This window comes from Microbacterium testaceum, assembly GCF_001476285.1.
Classification (GTDB): domain Bacteria; phylum Actinomycetota; class Actinomycetes; order Actinomycetales; family Microbacteriaceae; genus Microbacterium; species Microbacterium testaceum_B.
Genome location: NZ_LDRU01000003.1, coordinates 16,555 through 32,963 on the forward strand (window position 1 = coordinate 16,555; position 16,409 = coordinate 32,963).

A 16,409-nucleotide genomic window follows, 5' to 3' on the forward strand; every position below is an offset into this window, starting at 1 on the left:
CTCGCGGGCCTCAGGGCGCGCCGCGGAAGCGCCGGTACTGCTCGGCGTAGTGCCGCAGCCCGTCCCCGAGCGTGGCGAAGGCGGGTTCCACGCCCAGCTGGTCGCGCGCGGGGGACATGTCGACGACCCCCCGGTACCGACTCTCGACCCCCGCGGGGTCCGTGTTCTCGTCGACGGTCCGGATCCGCGCGCCGGGGAACGTCGTCCGCACGACGTCGAGGTACTCCGCCGGGGTCGTGAGCGGGAGCCCGGTGGCGGCGAAGAACACGCGGTCGGCGTCAGCGGGGCAGTCGGCTGCGGCCGCGAAGATCGCGGCGACGTCCTCGACCGGCGTGAAGTCGCGGGGCGGACCGCTCGTGGGAATCTCGACCTCGCGCCCTTCCACGATGCCCTCGACGACCGGTTTGACGCCGATGGGCCACTGCATCCCGAACCCGTAGACCGCGCTCGGCCGAACGATCCGCACGTCGAGGGGGAAGGCATCCGCGTAGCCGAGTGCCAGGATCTCGGACACGGCCTTCGAGACACCGTAGAAGCCGCCCGCGGGTCCTTCGCGCGGGGTGACGAGGGGATGGGCCGCATCGATCGGCTCGTAGCGGATGGATGGCAGGACCGCCACGGTCGACGCGAGGACGAACCGTCCGACCCCGTACCGCCGACTCAGCTCGAGAAGTGCGAGCGTCGGTTCGACATTCGCCTCGACCGCCCGAGCGGGGTCGTCGCGGAGGGCCACCGGGTTCACGAAGGCGTCGAGGTGGATGATCGCGTCGGGCCGCCGTTCCTCCACCAGGGTCTCGAGCGCTGCGGGGTCGCCGGTGTGCACGCGGGCGAGTTCCGGAAGCTCGGCTCCGAGGACGAACCGTGCCTCGTCGCGCCAGTCGTACCGGCTCACCGCGAGCACCTCGTGGCCGCGGTCGCGCACCGCTCGCGCGGTGTGCGACCCGATGAAACCGGTCGCCCCGGTGATGAGGATCATCGCCCCTCCTCGTCGAGTGTCCGACGCCTGGCGGACTCCCCGCGCGCGCCCTTCCAGGCTATCGGCGGGTGCGACCGAGTCTCGCCGCCGCGCGACTCGCGGCTCGCGCCACGCCCGAGGGTGCCGCGGCGCCGGCTCTGCCACACTGACACGGTGACCTCCCCTGCGCGGCCCCGGCGCCGCACCGTCGTCGGCCTCGGCGGTCTCATCGTCGCGATCGTGGCGCTTTACGTCACGGTGGTGGTGCTCTACGCGAGCGGCAGCGAGGTGGTGTCCAGCGGCGAGGAGAACGTCGCCGACGGGGCGGTCTCGCTCGTGCTGAGCCCCGAGAAGATGGATGCCGCGACGAATCGCCTCACCCTGTCGCTGCTGCCCGGTCAGACGGGGGTGAACGACTACACCGACGGCATCGTGGTCGAGAAGCCCTTCTCCGTCCTGGTCTCGGCCATCGCGGGATCACGCGCCGTGCATTACGAGGCTGACACCCTGGTCGCCCCGACGGAGCTGTCCTTCGTCATGGACGGGGCCGTCGAGCAGTGGCCCTTCGACCGGTACTTGGTGCGATCGTTCCTGGTCCCCGTGGTGGACGACGCCCAGGGGGAGTCCGTCCCCCTCCCGTCGACGGTGCACCTCAGCGGTCGAGGGATCTCGGGGTGGGACATCGCGATGACCGAGCGGGACGGGCCGGACGGCTTCGTCACGGTCGAGTTCACGGCCTCTCGGTCGGGAGCCACGGTCGCGTTCGGGATCGTGCTGCTGACGCTCATGGTGATCATCCCGACGCTCGTGCTCGTCGTCGCGATCGCCGTGCTGCGGGGCCGGCGCAAGGTCGAGGTCACCGCCCTGGGGTGGATGGGCGCGATGCTCTTCGCGACGATCCCGCTGCGCAACTTCCTCCCCGGATCGCCGCCCATCGGGTCGTGGATCGACTACCTCATCGTGCTGTGGGTCCTGGCCGCCCTCGTGGCCGGGCTCGTGGTGTTCGTGATCGCCTGGTGGCGGCGCGGCCCGGCCTGACCCCTCGGTTCCTCCCGACGCACCGGCGGCGGCGCCGTGGCGTTGCCCTCGGCGGCATCCTCTGACATGATTACTGAACGATCGGTCGGAAAACCTCGCGGACGAGGTGGAGACGACCCCGCCAGAGCCGGCGGGGGAGAGGATGGCGATGTCGCAGGCGTTTCTCATCGGCGGTGCGCGCACCCCGGTCGGCCGGTACGGCGGGGCTCTGGCATCCGTCCGTCCCGACGATCTCGCTGCCCTCGTCGTCGGCGAAGCCGTGGCCCGCGCGGGCGTTCCGGTCACCGCGATCGACGAGGTGATCCTCGGAGCGGCGAACCAGGCCGGCGAAGACAACCGCAACGTCGCGCGCATGGCCGTGCTGCTCGCCGGGCTTCCGGATGCCGTTCCCGCCCTCACCGTGAACCGCTTGTGCGCCTCCGGGATGAGCGCGATCGCGCTCGCCGCCCAGGCGGTGCGTGCGGGCGACGCCGACATCGTCGTCGCGGGAGGCGTGGAGTCGATGACGCGCGCACCCTGGGTGCAGGCGAAGCCGTCGAAAGCGTGGGCGAAGCCGGGTGAGGCGTTCGACACCTCGATCGGCTGGCGCTTCACCAACCCGCGCGTCGTCGCTCGCGACAAGGCCACGTTCACCATGCCCGAGACCGCCGAAGAGGTGGCCCGGGTCGACGGGATCTCGCGTGCCGACGCCGACGCGTTCGCTCTCCGCAGCCACGAGAGGGCGATCCGGGCTCAGGATGCCGGACGCTTCCGCGACGAGATCGTCGCCGTCGAGACCCCTCGCGGATCGGTGGACACCGACGAGGGGCCGCGTCGTGACACCTCGCTGGAGGTGCTCGCGGGACTCCGGCCCGTCGTGAAGGGAGGGGAGGTGGTCACCGCGGGCAACGCGAGCTCCCTCAACGACGGCGCCTCCGCGATCGTGGTGGCGAGCGCCGAGGCGGTCGAGCGGTACGGGCTGCGGCCGCGCGCGCGGATCGTCGCACACGCCTCGGCGGGAGTGGCTCCCGAGGTCATGGGACTCGGTCCGGTGCCCGCGACCGAGAAGGCGCTCGCGAAGGCCGGGCTCTCGGCATCCGATCTGGGGGCGGTCGAACTCAACGAGGCGTTCGCGTCGCAGTCGCTCGCGTGCATGCGGCGGCTCGGCCTCGATCCCGAGATCGTCAACGCGGACGGCGGGGCGATCGCACTCGGGCATCCGCTCGGCTCGAGCGGGTCGCGGTTGCTCGTCACTCTGCTCGGCCGGCTCGAGCGGGAGGACGTGCGGTACGGCCTCGCGACGATGTGCGTCGGCGTGGGCCAGGGCACCGCGATGATCGTGGAGCGGGTCGATGGCTGAGACGACGCCCGCAGCGACCGACGTCCTCGAGCCCGGAGGAGGGGCTCCCGCAGCCCCCACCCTCCGCATCGACGCCCGTGACGACCGCGTCGTCGCGACCCTCGACCGCCCCGAACGTCGCAACGCGATCGACCAGGTCATGGTCGACGAGCTGCACGCGCTGTGCAGCGAGCTCGAGGAGCGCCCGCGCACGCTGATCCTCGCCGGAGCGGGCGGTATCTTCGCGGCCGGCGCCGACATCGCGCAGTTGCGCGAGCGCACCGGCGACGACGCCCGCCGCGGCATCAACGCGACCGTCTTCTCCCGCATCCGCCATCTGCCGATGCCGGTCATCGCCGCCGTCGACGGGTACGCGCTCGGCGGGGGAGCCGAGCTCGCATACGCGGCGGACATCCGGATCGGCACGCCGCGCGTGCGCTTCGGCAATCCCGAACCCGGCCTCGGCATCATCGCCGCGGCGGGCGCCGCGTGGCGCCTGCCCGAGATCGTGGGCCACGCGCGCGCGAACGAACTGCTCCTCACGACCCGCGTGATCGACGCCGACGAAGCCCTCGCCTGGGGTCTGCTGTCGAGCGTCCACGAGCCCGACGCCCTGCTCGCCGCCGCCCACGCGATCGTCGACCGCGTCGCCGCGAACTCCGTGCGGGCGACGATCCTCACCAAGCGTGCGCTGCTCGCCCCGCGCGCGGAACATCCCGCGATCGACGGCGAGCTGCAGGCCGAGCTGTTCGACAGCGCCGACAAGCGCGCACGCATGACCGCGTTCCTCGAGAGGAAGAAGAAGTGACCACGCTCCCCGAGACCGTCGGCGTGCTGGGTGGGGGTCGCATGGGCGCCGGTATCGCCCACGCCTTCCTGCTCGCCGGTGCCCGCGTCCATGTCGTCGAACGCGACGCCGAGTCAGCCGATGCCGCCCGCGAGCGGGTCCAGACTGCTCTGGCCCGCTCGGCGCAGAAGGGCATCGAGATCCCGGATGCCGACGACCTCACGACCGGAGTCGGAACCGACGCGTTCGCCGACGCCGGTCTGGTGATCGAGGCCGTCCCCGAAGACCGCGCGTTCAAGCTCGACGCGCTCGCGCGGATCGAGGGAGCGGTGCGCGACGACGCGGTCGTGGCATCCAATACCTCCTCCATCTCGATCGACGCGCTCGCCGGAGCGATGCGGCGTCCGCAGCGCTTCCTCGGTCTGCACTTCTTCAACCCCGTGCCCGCATCGGCCCTCGTCGAGGTGGTGACCGGCGTCGCCACGACTCCCGAGGTCGTGCGCGCGGCGACCGGCTGGGTCGAGGCCATCGGCAAGACCGCCGTCGTCGTGCGCGACGCCCCGGGCTTCGCCTCCAGCCGTCTCGGTGTCGCACTCGGACTCGAAGCCATCCGCATGCTCGAAGAGGGAGTGGCGAGTGCGCACGACATCGACACGGCGATGGAGCTCGGGTACCGGCATCCGATGGGCCCGCTGCGCACGACCGACATCGTCGGACTCGACGTGCGTCTGGGGATCGCGGAAGAACTCGAGCGCGCGTTCGGAGCGCGCTTCACCCCGCCCGCGCTGCTACGCGATCTCGTCGCCCAGGGGCACCTGGGCCGCAAGACCGGCCGCGGATTCTATGAATGGAGCGAACGATGACGTTTCTGCCGAGCTACGTGAACGGCGCGTGGTGGACACCCGTCGACGATCCCGATGCGGCGATCGTCCGAGACGCGTCGACGGGCGACGAGATCGTACGCGTCAGCACGCGCGGGCTCGATCTCGCGCGCGCTGTCGCCTACGCCCGCCGAGAGGGCCAGAAGAGTCTCGGTTCCCTCACCTTTCCCCAGCGCGCGATGGTGCTGAAGAACCTCGCCATCGCGCTGAACGAGCGCCGCGACGAGCTGTACGCCCTTTCGGAGCGCTCCGGCTCGACCCGACGCGATTCGCTCAGCGACGTCGACGGCGGCATCGGCGTGCTCTTCACCTTCTCGTCGAAGGCGCGCCGCGAGTTGCCCGCGGGGAAGGTCGTGCTCGACGGGCCCATCGAGCCGCTGTCGAAGGATGGCTCGTTCCTCGGGCGGCACGTGTACACGCGCCTTCCCGGTGTGGCCGTACAGATCAACGCCTTCAACTTCCCGATGTGGGGTGCGCTGGAGAAGTTCGCGCCCGCCTTCCTCGCGGGGCTCCCCACGATCGTCAAGCCCGCCACCCCCACGGCCTACATCGCCGAGGCGTGGGTGCGCATGGTCGTCGAGACCGGGCTCCTGCCCGAGGGCTCGCTGCAGCTGGTGAGCGGCAGCGTCCCGGGTCTGTTCGATCTGCTCGATCTCGGCGACACCGTCGGTTTCACCGGCAGCGCCACGACCGCCGAGCGCCTGCGCGCTCAGGCCAAGCCGGGCGTGCGCTTCACGAGCGAGACCGACTCGATCAATGCCTCGATCCTCGGCCCCGACGCCGTGCCCGGCACCCCCGAGTTCGACGCGTACGTCAAGCAGCTGCTCGTCGAGATGACGACCAAGGCCGGCCAGAAGTGCACGGCCATCCGTCGCGCGATCGTGCCGGCGGGGATGACGGATGCCGTGGCCGAGGCGTTGCGTGCCAAGATCGCCGAACGTGTCGTCATCGGAGATCCGCGCACCGAGGGCGTGACGATGGGTCCGGTCGTCTCGATCGAGCAGCGCGACGAGGTGCTGCGGCAGGTGCGCAGGCTCACCGACGCCGGGGGACGTTTCGTCGTCGGCGCGGCCGAGGCGCCTTCGGGTGTGTCCGAGGACGGTGCGTTCCTGCAGCCCATGCTGCTGGCCTTCGCGGATGCCGCGACCCCGGCCGTCAACGACATCGAGGCGTTCGGCCCGGTCGCGAGCATCGTCGAGTACGCCGATGTCGCGGAGGCGGCGGCCATCGTGGCGCGCGGCGGCGGCTCGCTCGTCACGAGCGTCGCGACCCACGACCCCGGAGTCGCGACCGAGCTGCTCACCCGTATGGGTGCGATGAACGGCCGGGTGCTCTTCCTCGACCGCGACGACGCGCGCACCTCGACCGGGCACGGTGCTCCCGTGCCGCACCTCGTACACGGCGGCCCGGGGCGCGCGGGCGGCGGTGAAGAGCTCGGCGGCATCCGCTCCGTCCTGCACTACATGCAGCGCACGGCGATTCAGGGCTCGCCGCGTATGCTGACCGCGCTGACCGGGGTGTGGCATCCGGGAGCCGAGACCGACTCCGCGGGGACGCACCCGTTCCGCAAGCCCCTCTCGGACCTCCGGATCGGGGATGCCGTGGAGTCGGCCGAACGCGAGGTCACCCTCGACGACATCGAGGTGTTCGCGAGATTCACCGGCGACACCTTCTACGCGCACATGGACGAGGAGTCGGCAGCTGCGAACCCCTTCTTCCCGGGGCGTGTGGCCCACGGCTACCTGCTGGTGTCGTGGGCGGCGGGACTCTTCGTCGACCCCGCGCCCGGTCCGGTGCTCGCCAACTCGGGGCTCGAGAACCTGCGCTTCGTCACCCCCGTCTCACCCGGCGACCGTATCCGCGTCGCGCTGACGGCCAAGCAGATCACCCCGCGCGAGACCGACGAGTACGGCGAGGTTCGCTGGGATGCCGTCATCCGCAACCAGCACGACGAGATCGTCGCGCAGTACGACGTGCTCACGCTCGTGGCGAAGACGTGGGCGCCCGCGCCCGTGGCGGTGCCCGCGTGACCCTGCGCCCGATGATGCGGAACGACCGGGCGTCGGCGATGCTCGGCATGGTCGTCGAACACGACGCGCCGGGGGAGTCGCGGGTGTCGATGACCGTGCGCGACGACATGCTCAACGGCTTCGCCATCACCCATGGCGGACTCGTCTTCACGCTCGCCGACACCGCGTTCGCGATCGCCTGCAACGAGGACGAGCGGGTGACCGTCGCCGGCGGCGCCGACATCACGTTCCTGAAGTCCACGACGGCGGGTCAGACGCTCACGGCGACCGCCGCCCGCCGAGCGCGCAGCGGGCGCACCGGCCTCTACGACATCCGCGTGACCGATGAGACGGGTGACCTCGTCGCCGAGGTGCGCGGCCGCAGCATCACGACCGACCGGCGTCCGCCTGCGATGCCCCCGGTCCCTTCGACGAGCTCAGGGACCTCCACCGCGGCAGGGACCTCCGCCGCGACCGAATCACACGCCCACGAGCGCAACGCCGCGCTCTCCACCACGGAGGTGTCTCGATGACCATGACCGTTCCCTCGCGCCCCGACCTCTCGGCATCCGTGGATCCGACCGGCATCCCGCTCGCGAGTCTGCGTGCCCTGCAGCTCGAGCGCCTGAAGTGGACGGTGCGGCACGCCTACGAGAACGTCGCGTTGTACCGCCGTACCTTCGACGAGGCCGGCGTCCACCCCGACGACATCCGCAGCCTCGACGACATCCGGCTGCTGCCCTTCACGACGAAGGCCGACCTGCGCGAGACCTACCCCTTCGGCATGTTCGCCGTCCCGATGCCCGACGTCCGCCGCATCCACGCCTCCTCCGGGACCACCGGTCGTCCCACCGTCGTCGGGTACACCGCCGGAGACCTCGACCGCTGGGCCGACCTCGTCGCCCGCTCGCTGAGCGCCGCCGGCATCGGTCCCGGTGATCGTGTGCACAACGCGTACGGCTACGGCCTCTTCACCGGCGGCCTCGGCGCCCACGCCGGGATCGAGCGGCTCGGGGCGACCGTCATCCCCATGTCGGGCGGGCAGACCGCGCGGCAGGCGCAGCTCATCCAGGACTTCGCGCCGGATGCCATCCTCTGCACCCCGAGCTACCTCCTCACGATCGCCGACGCGCTCGAAGCCACCGGGGTCGATCCCCGGTCGACGTCGCTGAGAGTCGCCGTGCTGGGAGCCGAGCCCTGGACCAACGAGATGCGCCGTGAGATCGAGCGTCGCCTCGACCTCACCGCCGTCGACATCTACGGCCTGAGCGAGGTGATGGGTCCGGGTGTGGCATCCGAGAGCGCCCTCACCAAGGACGGTCCCCACATCTGGGAGGACCACTTCCTCCCCGAGACGATCGACGGCGACACCGGCGAGCCCGTGGCCGACGGGGAGCTGGGCGAGCTGGTCTTCACCTCGCTCACCAAGGAGGCGTTCCCGGTCATCCGCTACCGCACCCGTGACCTCACCCGGCTGCAGCCCGGCACGGCGTTCCCCTCGATGCGACGCATCGAGAAGATCACCGGCCGCAACGACGACATGATCATCCTCCGCGGCGTCAATCTCTTCCCGACGCAGATCGAAGAGATCGTGCTCGGCATCGAGACCCTCACCCCGCATTTCGTCCTCGAGCTGCGTCGCGAGGGACGAATGGATGCCATGACCGTCCGCATCGAGAGGCACCCGGCCCTGGAACGGGAGGTGTGCGAGGCGGCGGGCGTCGTGCTGCAGCAGCGGATCAAGGTGCACATCGGCACCAGCGTCGATGTCCGTGTCGAGGAGCCCGGCTCGCTCCCGCGCAGCGAGGGCAAGTACAAGCGCGTGTACGACCTGCGCTGACCGCGCGCGCCGGCGTCCCGCCCGTGCTCCCGCCGCTTCAGGCGCGGGCGCGCGCGAGCGGCGTGTCGTCGAGGCCGTCGATCAGGTCGCGGAGGCTGTCGAACACGTGCGCGGCGCCGGCGTCCCGCAGTTCCTCGGGTGAGAAGCCGCCGGTGCGCACCGCGATCGTGGGGACCTCCGCGCGGGCGGCGGCGATGGCATCCCACGGGGAATCCCCGATCATGATCCCGCTCGAGCCGGGCACGCGATCGAGCGCCGTCTGCACGAGATCGGGAGCGGGCTTGCTGGCCTCGACGTCGTCGGACGAGGTCCACGCGTCGGCGAGACCGCGCGCATCGACGAGGTCGAGGAAGTGCTCGACGTGCTCGCTCTTGCCGGAGCTGGCGAGCACGACCTGGAAGCCTCGCCGCGTCACCTCGGCGAGAAGGTCGTGCGCCCCGTCGAACGGCTGCACCTCGTCGATCATCGGCTCGAACTCCTCGGTCCACGCCTCGCGCAGGGCGTCGCCGTGGCGCTCCTCGACCTCGTCGCTCGTGAGGGAGGGGACGAGCTGATCTCCGCCCATCCCGATTGAGCGATGGATGCGCCAGATGGGCAGAACGATGTCGAAGCGCAGGAACGCGCGGTACCACGCGAGTGCGTGCTGGTAGTTCGTGTCGACGAGGGTGCCGTCGACGTCGAAGATCGCGGTGTCTGCCATGCCCCCACTTCACCCGTCCGCGCGGGAATCCGCAGCACCGTTGCGGCACCCCGCGCCCTCGGGTACAGTTTTACTGAACGATCGGTCTGTAAAGGAGTCGACGATGACCATGACCGCATCCACCCCGGATGCCCTGGATGGCGAGGCGATGTTCGACGCGCTCATCGAGGCCGACGGCCGCATCGAACCACGCGACTGGATGCCGGAGGGCTACCGCCGCACCCTGATCCGTCAGATCTCCCAGCACGCGCACTCCGAGATCATCGGCATGCAGCCGGAGGGGGCGTGGATCACGCGCGCGCCGAGCCTCAAGCGCAAGTCGATCCTGCTCGCGAAGGTGCAGGACGAAGCGGGGCACGGCCTCTATCTCTACTCCGCGGCGCAGACCCTCGGCATCACACGCGACGAGATGACGCAGCAACTCGTCGACGGGAAAGCCCGTTATTCGTCGATCTTCAACTACCCCACGCCCACGTGGGCCGACATGGGCGCGATCGGCTGGCTCGTCGACGGTGCCGCGATCTGCAACCAGGTGCCGCTGTGCCGCGCCTCGTACGGGCCCTACGGTCGCGCGATGGTGCGCATCTGCAAAGAGGAGTCGTTCCACCAGCGGCAGGGGTTCGAGATCCTGCTCACCCTCATGCAGGGCACCGACGCGCAGCGCGAGATGGCTCAGGATGCCGTGAACCGCTGGTACTGGCCGAGCTTGATGATGTTCGGGCCCCCGGACGACGACTCGCCCAACTCGGCGCAGTCGACGGCGTGGAACATCAAGCGCTTCAGCAACGACGTGCTGCGCCAGCGCTTCGTCTCGATGCTCGTGCCGCAGGCCGCTGTGCTCGGCGTGACGCTGCCCGACCCCGACTTGCGCTTCAACGACGAGACGGGGGAGTACGAGATGGGCGAGATCGACTGGAGCGAGTTCCACGAGGTGCTCGCCGGACGTGGACCGCTCAACACGATGCGGCGTCAGCACCGTCGCGACGCGCACGAAGAGGGCGCATGGGTGCGCGAGGCCGCAGCGGCGTACGCCGCGAAGAAGAGCGCCGCCCGCACCGAAACGGCGGCGGCCTGATGGCGACGCCGGGTGGGAGCTCCACCGAGACCTGGCCCCTCTGGGAAGTGTTCGTGCGCGCGAACCGCGGTCTGAGTCACGTGCACGTCGGCTCGTTGCACGCGCCCGACGCCGAGCTCGCCGTGCGCAACGCGCGCGACCTGTACACCCGTCGGGGCGAGGGTGTCTCGGTGTGGGTCGTGCCCTCGGATGCCGTGACCACGAGCGATCCGGGAGCGAAGGGCGCGTTCTTCGAGTCGCCGGCGGGCAAGAACTACCGGCACGCGGTGTACTACACCGCGTCCGAGGGGGTGCCGCACCTGTGAGCACCTCGACCGATCACGGCGGAGCGTCGGTGGCCGAGCACGCAGCGTCGGTGGCTGAGCCTGTCGAAGCCCCCGACGCGGGACACCACGGCGACGACCCGCACGGCGACGACCCGCACGGAGACGTCTCGCTCGACGCCCGCGAGCTCGCGGCCGAACTCGCCGGGGGAGAGGGCCGCGCCACCGATCCCGACGTCGCCGCCTACGCGCTGCGCCTCGGTGACGACGCGCTGATCCTCGCCCAGAACCTCTGCGGCTGGATCGCCCGCGCCCCCGAGATCGAGGAGGACGTCGCCCTCGGCAACATCGCCCTCGACCTGCTCGGCCACGCCCGCTCCCTGTTGCGTTACGCCGGCAGCTACGACGGACGGACCGAAGACGACCTCGCCTACTGGCGCGACGAGCAGGAGTTCCGCAGCGCCTGGCTCTTCGAACTGCCGAACGGCGACTTCGCCCACACGATCGTCCGCCAGCTCCTGGCATCCGCGTACCTCGTCGAGCTGTACCGCGACCTCACGGCATCCACTGATCCGGTGCTCTCCGCCGTCGCCGCGAAGGCCGAGAAAGAGGTCGACTACCACCGCGACCACGCCGTGCAGTGGACACTCCGCCTCGCCGGCGGCACCGACCAGTCGCGGCGCCGCTTCCTCGTCGCCCTCGACGACACCTGGCCGTACCTCGACGAGCTGTTCCGCGACGAACCGGTCCACGACCGACTCGACGGGGTCGCTGTGCGTCCCTCGACGCTGCGCGCGCGGGTCGACGAGGTCGTCGCGACGGTGTTCGCCGAAGAAGACGTCGAGGTTCCCGGCATCCCGTTCTCGTCCGCCGGAGGTCGCCGTGGCATCCATCACCCGTCGTTCGGACCCCTGATCGCCGAGATGCAGATGCTGGCCCGCCGCCACCCGGGGGCGACATGGTGACCGCGACCGTCGAGTACGCGCGCGAGGTCGCCGCCGCCGTGGTCGACCCCGAAGTCCCGGTGCTCACGATCGACGACCTCGGCGTGCTCCGCGACGTGCGGGTCGACGGCGACACGGTGACCGTCACGATCACCCCCACGTACTCGGGCTGCCCCGCGGTCGAGGCGATCCGCGACGACATCGTCCTCGCCCTCACCTCGGCCGGTTTCAACCGTGCGGTCGTGCAGACCACCCTCACCCCGGCCTGGACCACGGAGTGGATGAGCGACGAGGGCAGGCGAAAGCTCACCGAGTACGGCATCGCCCCGCCGACCGGGCGTGCTCCCGCCGGCCCCATCCGACTGAAGCTCAGCGTCGCGTGCCCCCGCTGCGGCTCGCTCGACACCCACGAGCTCTCGCGCTTCGGCTCCACCTCGTGCAAGTCGCTGTGGGAATGCCGCGCCTGCCTCGAGCCCTTCGACCACTTCAAGGCCCTCTGATGACGATGACGGATGCCACGCCCTCGCGCGTTCCGACCACTTCCGCCCCGCGTGCCCGCGCGCGCTTCCACACCCTGCGCGTCGCGGACGTGCGGCCCCTCACCCCGACCGCGATCGAGGTGACGTTCGCGGTTCCCGACGAGATCGCCGACGCCTTCGATTACGCGCCCGGCCAGTACGTCGCCCTGCGGGCCACGGTCGAAGGGGAAGAGCTCCGCCGCTCGTACTCGCTGTGCCGTCCGCCCGCTCGTGGCGCGATCAGCGTCGGCATCAAGCGCGACCCCGACGGACGCTTCTCGTCGTGGGCGCACGAGGGCCTGCGGCCGGGCGACGAGATCGACGTCATGAGCCCGCAGGGCACGTTCGTGTCGAAGGCGTCCATCGCCACCGGTCACGTGGTCGCGATCGCCGCGGGGTCGGGCATCACCCCGATCATGGCGCTCGCCGCGGGTGTCCTCGAGCGCTCCGCCGACAGCCGCATGACGATCGTCTACGCCAATCGCTCGTCCACCGACGTCATGTTCGTCGACGAGCTCGCCGACCTCAAGGACCGCTACCCGTCCCGCCTCACGCTCCACCACGTGCTCTCGCGCGAGCAGCGTGCAGCCCCGGTGTTCTCGGGTCGGCTCGACGAGGAGCGGCTGCGCCTGATCCTGTCGCGACTCATCGACCCGGCATCCGTCGACGAGTGGTTCCTCTGCGGGCCGTTCGCCCTGGTCGAGGTGTGTCGCGAGACGCTCGCCGAGGCGGGCGTTCCGCGCGACCGCGTGCGGTTCGAGCTGTTCACCGCCGGTGACGGCGACGCCCCCGCGCAGACCGGGGGAGCGCGGCCCGTGCGCGTCCGCGCCGACGAACCCGTGCGCTCCATCGACTTCACGCTCGACGGTCAGTCGGCGCACGTCGACAGCCCGGTCGCCGCGAACGAGACGATCCTCGCCGCCGCCCTCCGCGTGCGCCCGGACGTGCCGTTCGCGTGCGCGGGAGGGGTGTGCGGCACGTGCCGCGCTCGGGTGATCGAGGGGTCCGTCTCGATGACCGAGAACTACGCGCTCGAGCCCGACGAGATCGAACGCGGGTACGTGCTGACCTGCCAGTCGCACCCGACCTCCGACGCCGTGCGCGTCGACTACGACGGATGAGGATGCCGTGATCGACTACTCCTTCGCCGACGACCTCGCGATCATCACCCTCGACGCGCCCGCGAGGCGCAACGCTCTCGGTCTCGATGCGCTGCGCGCGCTCGCCGAGGCGTACGAGCGCGCCGAGGCGGACGGCGCCCGCGCCGTGCTCCTCCGCGGTGAAGGGCCGTCGTTCTGCGCGGGACGAGACATCTCCGGCGTCGACCCGGTGACCGACGACGTCGCCGGATACCTCGACGCCACGCTCGCGCCCCTCCTGCGTCGCATGGCGTCTTTTCCCGCGCCGACGTTCGCCGCCGCTCACGGTGCGTGCCTCGGCGTGGGCCTCGGTCTGCTCATCGCCACCGACGTCGTGTTCGTCGCCGACGACGCGAGAATCGGCTCGCCCTTCGCCGCCCTCGGCGCGACCCTCGACTCGGGCGGTCACGCCCTCTTCGTCGAGCGCCTCGGCACCCACGCCACGCTCGACCTCATCTACACGGGCCGCATGCTGACGGGCGACGAAGCCGTGCGCGCCGGGGTCTTCTCGCGGGTGGTCCCGGCATCCGAGGTCCAGGATGCCACCGAGCTCGCCGCCCGCCGGGCAGCGGCCGGCCCGACCGAGGCGTTCCGCGCCAGCAAGCGCATCGTCGCGGCGATCCGCGACGAGCGGCTGGGACTGTGGGAGGCGATGGCGCTCGAGAATCGCGCGCAGGCCGCCCTCGCCGCGACAAACGACTACCGCGAGGGCTTCGCCGCGTTCCAGGCGAAGCGCGCCCCGGAGTTCACGGGCCGCTGACGCCCGGACGGCCGCGGCTGGTTGAATCGGCTCATGTCGATCGACGAAGAAGACGAACTCGCGCAGTTGCGTCGCCGGGCGTACTCGCCTTCCGCCGACATCGCCTCCGACCCCGATGCGCTCCGTCGTCTGATGGAGCTCGAGGCCCGGGCGACCCCGACCGGGCCGACGCCCGAACGAGCCCCGGCAGCGCCCGAAGAACATCTCGCTCCCACCGAGGACGAGATTCCGGATGCCATCCCCGAGCGGCCGCGGTTCACTCTGCCGCGCTTGCGCCGGTCGACGGTGATCATGCTGGGGGCGGCTGCGCTGGTGGTGGCGACGCTCGCCACGCTGCTCGTGGTCGTGCAACGTGTGCAGACCGATCCCCTCCAGGCCGGGGCGACGCAGATCGCGCGCCTTGCTCCGGATCCCGTTTTCGAGGTGCCGAGCTCGCTCACGATGGGGATCACGGGCAACGTCACGGCCTTCGAGGAGTTCGAGGGCTTTCGCGTGATCTCTCAGCCGTCGTACTACGACGCGGAGGGCGCTGCGCGCTGCATGACGGTGTGGCAGCCGGAACTGCTCGACACGGCGGGCGGCGGCGGGTTCTCCTATGACGGCGAGTTCTTCATGAGCACCTGCGGCGCCGGCTCTTTCCCCGCGAACATGACCATGCTGCTGCGAGAGGCCACCCCGGAGCGCGCGCAGACCGACTTCCCCGCGGGAACCGCCCTGCAGTTCGTGTACGACGCGACGAACAACGAGATCGTCGTCTTCCGCGGCTGAGATCGGAAACGACGATGCCCCGGCACGCGGCCGGGGCATCGTCGAACGGAGCGGTCGTCAGGCCGCGGTGGTCACCGCGAACTGCACCGAGCCCTGGGGGTCGATCTTCGCGTCGAGGACGCGGTCATCGAGCACTGCGGCGGCATCGGTGTCGAGGAAGACCCGCGCACCGGCGTTCTCGACGACGGCGTCCTGGGGCTCCGGGCCGTCGACGACCGACAGCGTGAATTGCGACTCGGGCGAGCCCGCGCCTTCGATGCGCACTCCGCCCTGAACGGCGTCCGGGTACTGCGCGGTGATGGTCTTGACGGCGGTCGTGGCCTCTTCGGTGAGCGTCAGCATTCGTGGCTCTCCTTCTTTGTCGACGACAGGAGCCAGCCACGATGCCGAGAATCCCCGCGGCTCTCAACCCCCGGCATCCATTTCCAGGGGATTCCCACGGAGCGTCCAGAGAGCGCTCACGGCACATTCGCCGGGGTCAGGGCAGCAGACCCGCCCGCCGCGCCCGTGCGACGGCGGCGTGCCGCGTCGAGGCGTCGAGCTTGGCCATCGCCGATGCGAGGTACGACTTCACCGTGGTCTCACGGAGGTGGAGGGATGCCGCGATCTCGCCGTTCGTCGAGCCCACGGCCGCGCACGCCAAGACGTCGATCTCGCGGCGCGACAGGTGGATGTCGGCGTCCTCGCCGGAGCGGGGAGCGTCGCCGGTGAGCGCGGCCAACCGCGACTCGAGCTCCTCGAGTCTCCGGCGCACGTCGTCGTCCCCGACCGTCGCGGCGATGCTGCGCAACTGCGCGTAGCTCTCGCGGATCTCCTCACGCACGCCGACGCTCAGTCCGGTGTCGCCCACCGGCATGCTCGAGAGGCGCCGATCCACTTCTTCGCGGACGCGCAGTTCGGTGCCCAGCTCTCCGGCGACGTCGAAGGCCGGTCGCGCCTCGAGCTCACCGACCGGGGCCTGCGCCCACGATCCGCAATACAGCACCCCGCGCGCATGGCCGCGGACGAGAACGGGCACGGCGAACAGCGTCGCGATTCCCTCGCCCAGGATGGCCCGGTCGTAGTCGTGGGTGATGGACCGCGCGGTGCGGTAGTCGAGGGTCATCCTCGGCCGCCGTTCGACGAGGGCCCGTCCGCCGAGGCCGCGCTCGGCGCGGACGACCAGGCCCTCGATGCTGCGCGTGCGCGCACCGACGATGGTCGACACATGGACGGCTCCGTCGTGCTCCAGGCCGCCGAACGCGAGGGGGAAGTGGGTGCGACGCGCGAGTTCGGTGACAGCGTGCGAGACCAGCGTCGCGTCGTCGCGAAGAAGAGTCGGTGCTCCCACGAGAACTACCTACTTCCGGGGGTGACGGCTGCGTCGCCGCCTTTCGTAGCGTCGACCCTACCACCGGGAGCGCTACCACGATCC

Annotated in this window: 18 protein-coding genes; 14 read left to right on the forward strand and 4 right to left on the reverse strand. The window is 70.9% G+C overall.

Annotation, left to right across the window (positions count from 1 at the left end; all coding sequences use genetic code 11):
• Positions 1–10 precede the first annotated feature (10 nt).
• Positions 11–976, reverse strand: a complete 966-nt coding sequence (locus NS283_RS00970; protein ID WP_058595016.1) for an NAD-dependent epimerase/dehydratase family protein — start codon at positions 974–976, stop codon at positions 11–13.
• Positions 977–1,129: 153 nt separating this feature from the next.
• On the opposite strand from NS283_RS00970, the gene NS283_RS00975 reads away from it, so the two are divergent.
• From NS283_RS00975 to paaK, 7 genes are all read left to right on the forward strand, one after another.
• Positions 1,130–1,993, forward strand: a complete 864-nt coding sequence (locus tag NS283_RS00975; protein WP_058595017.1) for a DUF4436 family protein — start codon at positions 1,130–1,132, stop codon at positions 1,991–1,993.
• Positions 1,994–2,141: 148 nt separating this feature from the next.
• Positions 2,142–3,332, forward strand: a complete 1,191-nt coding sequence (locus tag NS283_RS00980) for a thiolase family protein (protein WP_058595018.1) — start codon at positions 2,142–2,144, stop codon at positions 3,330–3,332.
• A complete protein-coding gene (locus NS283_RS00985) occupies positions 3,325–4,119 on the forward strand; it encodes an enoyl-CoA hydratase/isomerase family protein (protein ID WP_081317183.1) in 795 nt (264 codons plus the stop codon). Before NS283_RS00980 ends, NS283_RS00985 begins: the two co-directional genes overlap by 8 nt.
• Positions 4,116–4,961, forward strand: a complete 846-nt coding sequence (locus NS283_RS00990; RefSeq protein ID WP_058595019.1) for a 3-hydroxyacyl-CoA dehydrogenase family protein — start codon at positions 4,116–4,118, stop codon at positions 4,959–4,961. The genes NS283_RS00985 and NS283_RS00990 overlap by 4 nt, the downstream gene beginning before the upstream one ends.
• Positions 4,958–7,009, forward strand: coding sequence for a phenylacetic acid degradation bifunctional protein PaaZ (gene paaZ, locus NS283_RS00995; protein WP_058595020.1), 2,052 nt, complete (start codon positions 4,958–4,960; stop codon positions 7,007–7,009). Before NS283_RS00990 ends, paaZ begins: the two co-directional genes overlap by 4 nt.
• The gene (gene paaI, locus NS283_RS01000) at positions 7,006–7,521 is read left to right on the forward strand and encodes a hydroxyphenylacetyl-CoA thioesterase PaaI (RefSeq protein WP_342632869.1); all 516 of its coding nucleotides are present in this window, start codon (positions 7,006–7,008) and stop codon (positions 7,519–7,521) included. The genes paaZ and paaI overlap by 4 nt, the downstream gene beginning before the upstream one ends.
• Complete coding sequence (gene paaK, locus NS283_RS01005; protein ID WP_058595021.1) at positions 7,518–8,828, forward strand: phenylacetate--CoA ligase PaaK; 1,311 nt, start codon at positions 7,518–7,520, stop codon at positions 8,826–8,828. The genes paaI and paaK overlap by 4 nt, the downstream gene beginning before the upstream one ends.
• Positions 8,829–8,865: 37 nt before the next feature.
• Here paaK and NS283_RS01010 read toward each other — a convergent pair whose 3' ends face one another.
• The gene (locus NS283_RS01010) at positions 8,866–9,528 is read right to left on the reverse strand and encodes an HAD family hydrolase (RefSeq protein WP_058595022.1); all 663 of its coding nucleotides are present in this window, start codon (positions 9,526–9,528) and stop codon (positions 8,866–8,868) included.
• Positions 9,529–9,631: 103 nt separating this feature from the next.
• On the opposite strand from NS283_RS01010, the gene paaA reads away from it, so the two are divergent.
• From paaA to NS283_RS01045, 7 genes are read left to right on the forward strand one after another with little or no spacing between them, the layout of a single operon-like run.
• The gene (gene paaA, locus NS283_RS01015) at positions 9,632–10,603 is read left to right on the forward strand and encodes a 1,2-phenylacetyl-CoA epoxidase subunit PaaA (RefSeq protein ID WP_058595023.1); all 972 of its coding nucleotides are present in this window, start codon (positions 9,632–9,634) and stop codon (positions 10,601–10,603) included.
• Positions 10,603–10,908, forward strand: a complete 306-nt coding sequence (gene paaB / locus NS283_RS01020) for a 1,2-phenylacetyl-CoA epoxidase subunit PaaB (RefSeq protein WP_058595024.1) — start codon at positions 10,603–10,605, stop codon at positions 10,906–10,908. Before paaA ends, paaB begins: the two co-directional genes overlap by 1 nt.
• A gap of 50 nt (positions 10,909–10,958) precedes the next feature.
• Complete coding sequence (gene paaC, locus NS283_RS01025; RefSeq protein WP_058595102.1) at positions 10,959–11,831, forward strand: 1,2-phenylacetyl-CoA epoxidase subunit PaaC; 873 nt, start codon at positions 10,959–10,961, stop codon at positions 11,829–11,831.
• Positions 11,825–12,310, forward strand: coding sequence for a 1,2-phenylacetyl-CoA epoxidase subunit PaaD (gene paaD / locus NS283_RS01030; protein WP_058595025.1), 486 nt, complete (start codon positions 11,825–11,827; stop codon positions 12,308–12,310). Before paaC ends, paaD begins: the two co-directional genes overlap by 7 nt.
• Positions 12,310–13,449: a 1,2-phenylacetyl-CoA epoxidase subunit PaaE gene (paaE, locus tag NS283_RS01035; RefSeq protein ID WP_058595026.1), complete on the forward strand. Its 1,140-nt coding sequence runs from the start codon at positions 12,310–12,312 to the stop codon at positions 13,447–13,449. The genes paaD and paaE overlap by 1 nt, the downstream gene beginning before the upstream one ends.
• Before the next feature lie 7 nt (positions 13,450–13,456).
• Positions 13,457–14,227 (forward strand): enoyl-CoA hydratase/isomerase family protein, encoded by a 771-nt coding sequence (locus NS283_RS01040; protein WP_058595027.1) that lies wholly within the window; start codon positions 13,457–13,459, stop codon positions 14,225–14,227.
• Positions 14,228–14,260: 33 nt separating this feature from the next.
• A complete protein-coding gene (locus tag NS283_RS01045) occupies positions 14,261–14,995 on the forward strand; it encodes a hypothetical protein (RefSeq protein ID WP_058595028.1) in 735 nt (244 codons plus the stop codon).
• 57 nt (positions 14,996–15,052) lie between these two features.
• Here NS283_RS01045 and NS283_RS01050 read toward each other — a convergent pair whose 3' ends face one another.
• Together NS283_RS01050 and NS283_RS01055 are read right to left on the reverse strand one after the other, a co-directional pair.
• On the reverse strand, positions 15,053–15,337 hold the full coding sequence (locus NS283_RS01050; protein ID WP_058595029.1) for a Fe-S cluster assembly protein HesB: 285 nt from the start codon (positions 15,335–15,337) through the stop codon (positions 15,053–15,055).
• Between the two features lie 136 nt (positions 15,338–15,473).
• Positions 15,474–16,325, reverse strand: a complete 852-nt coding sequence (locus NS283_RS01055) for a helix-turn-helix transcriptional regulator (protein WP_058595030.1) — start codon at positions 16,323–16,325, stop codon at positions 15,474–15,476.
• Positions 16,326–16,409: the final 84 nt, after the last annotated feature.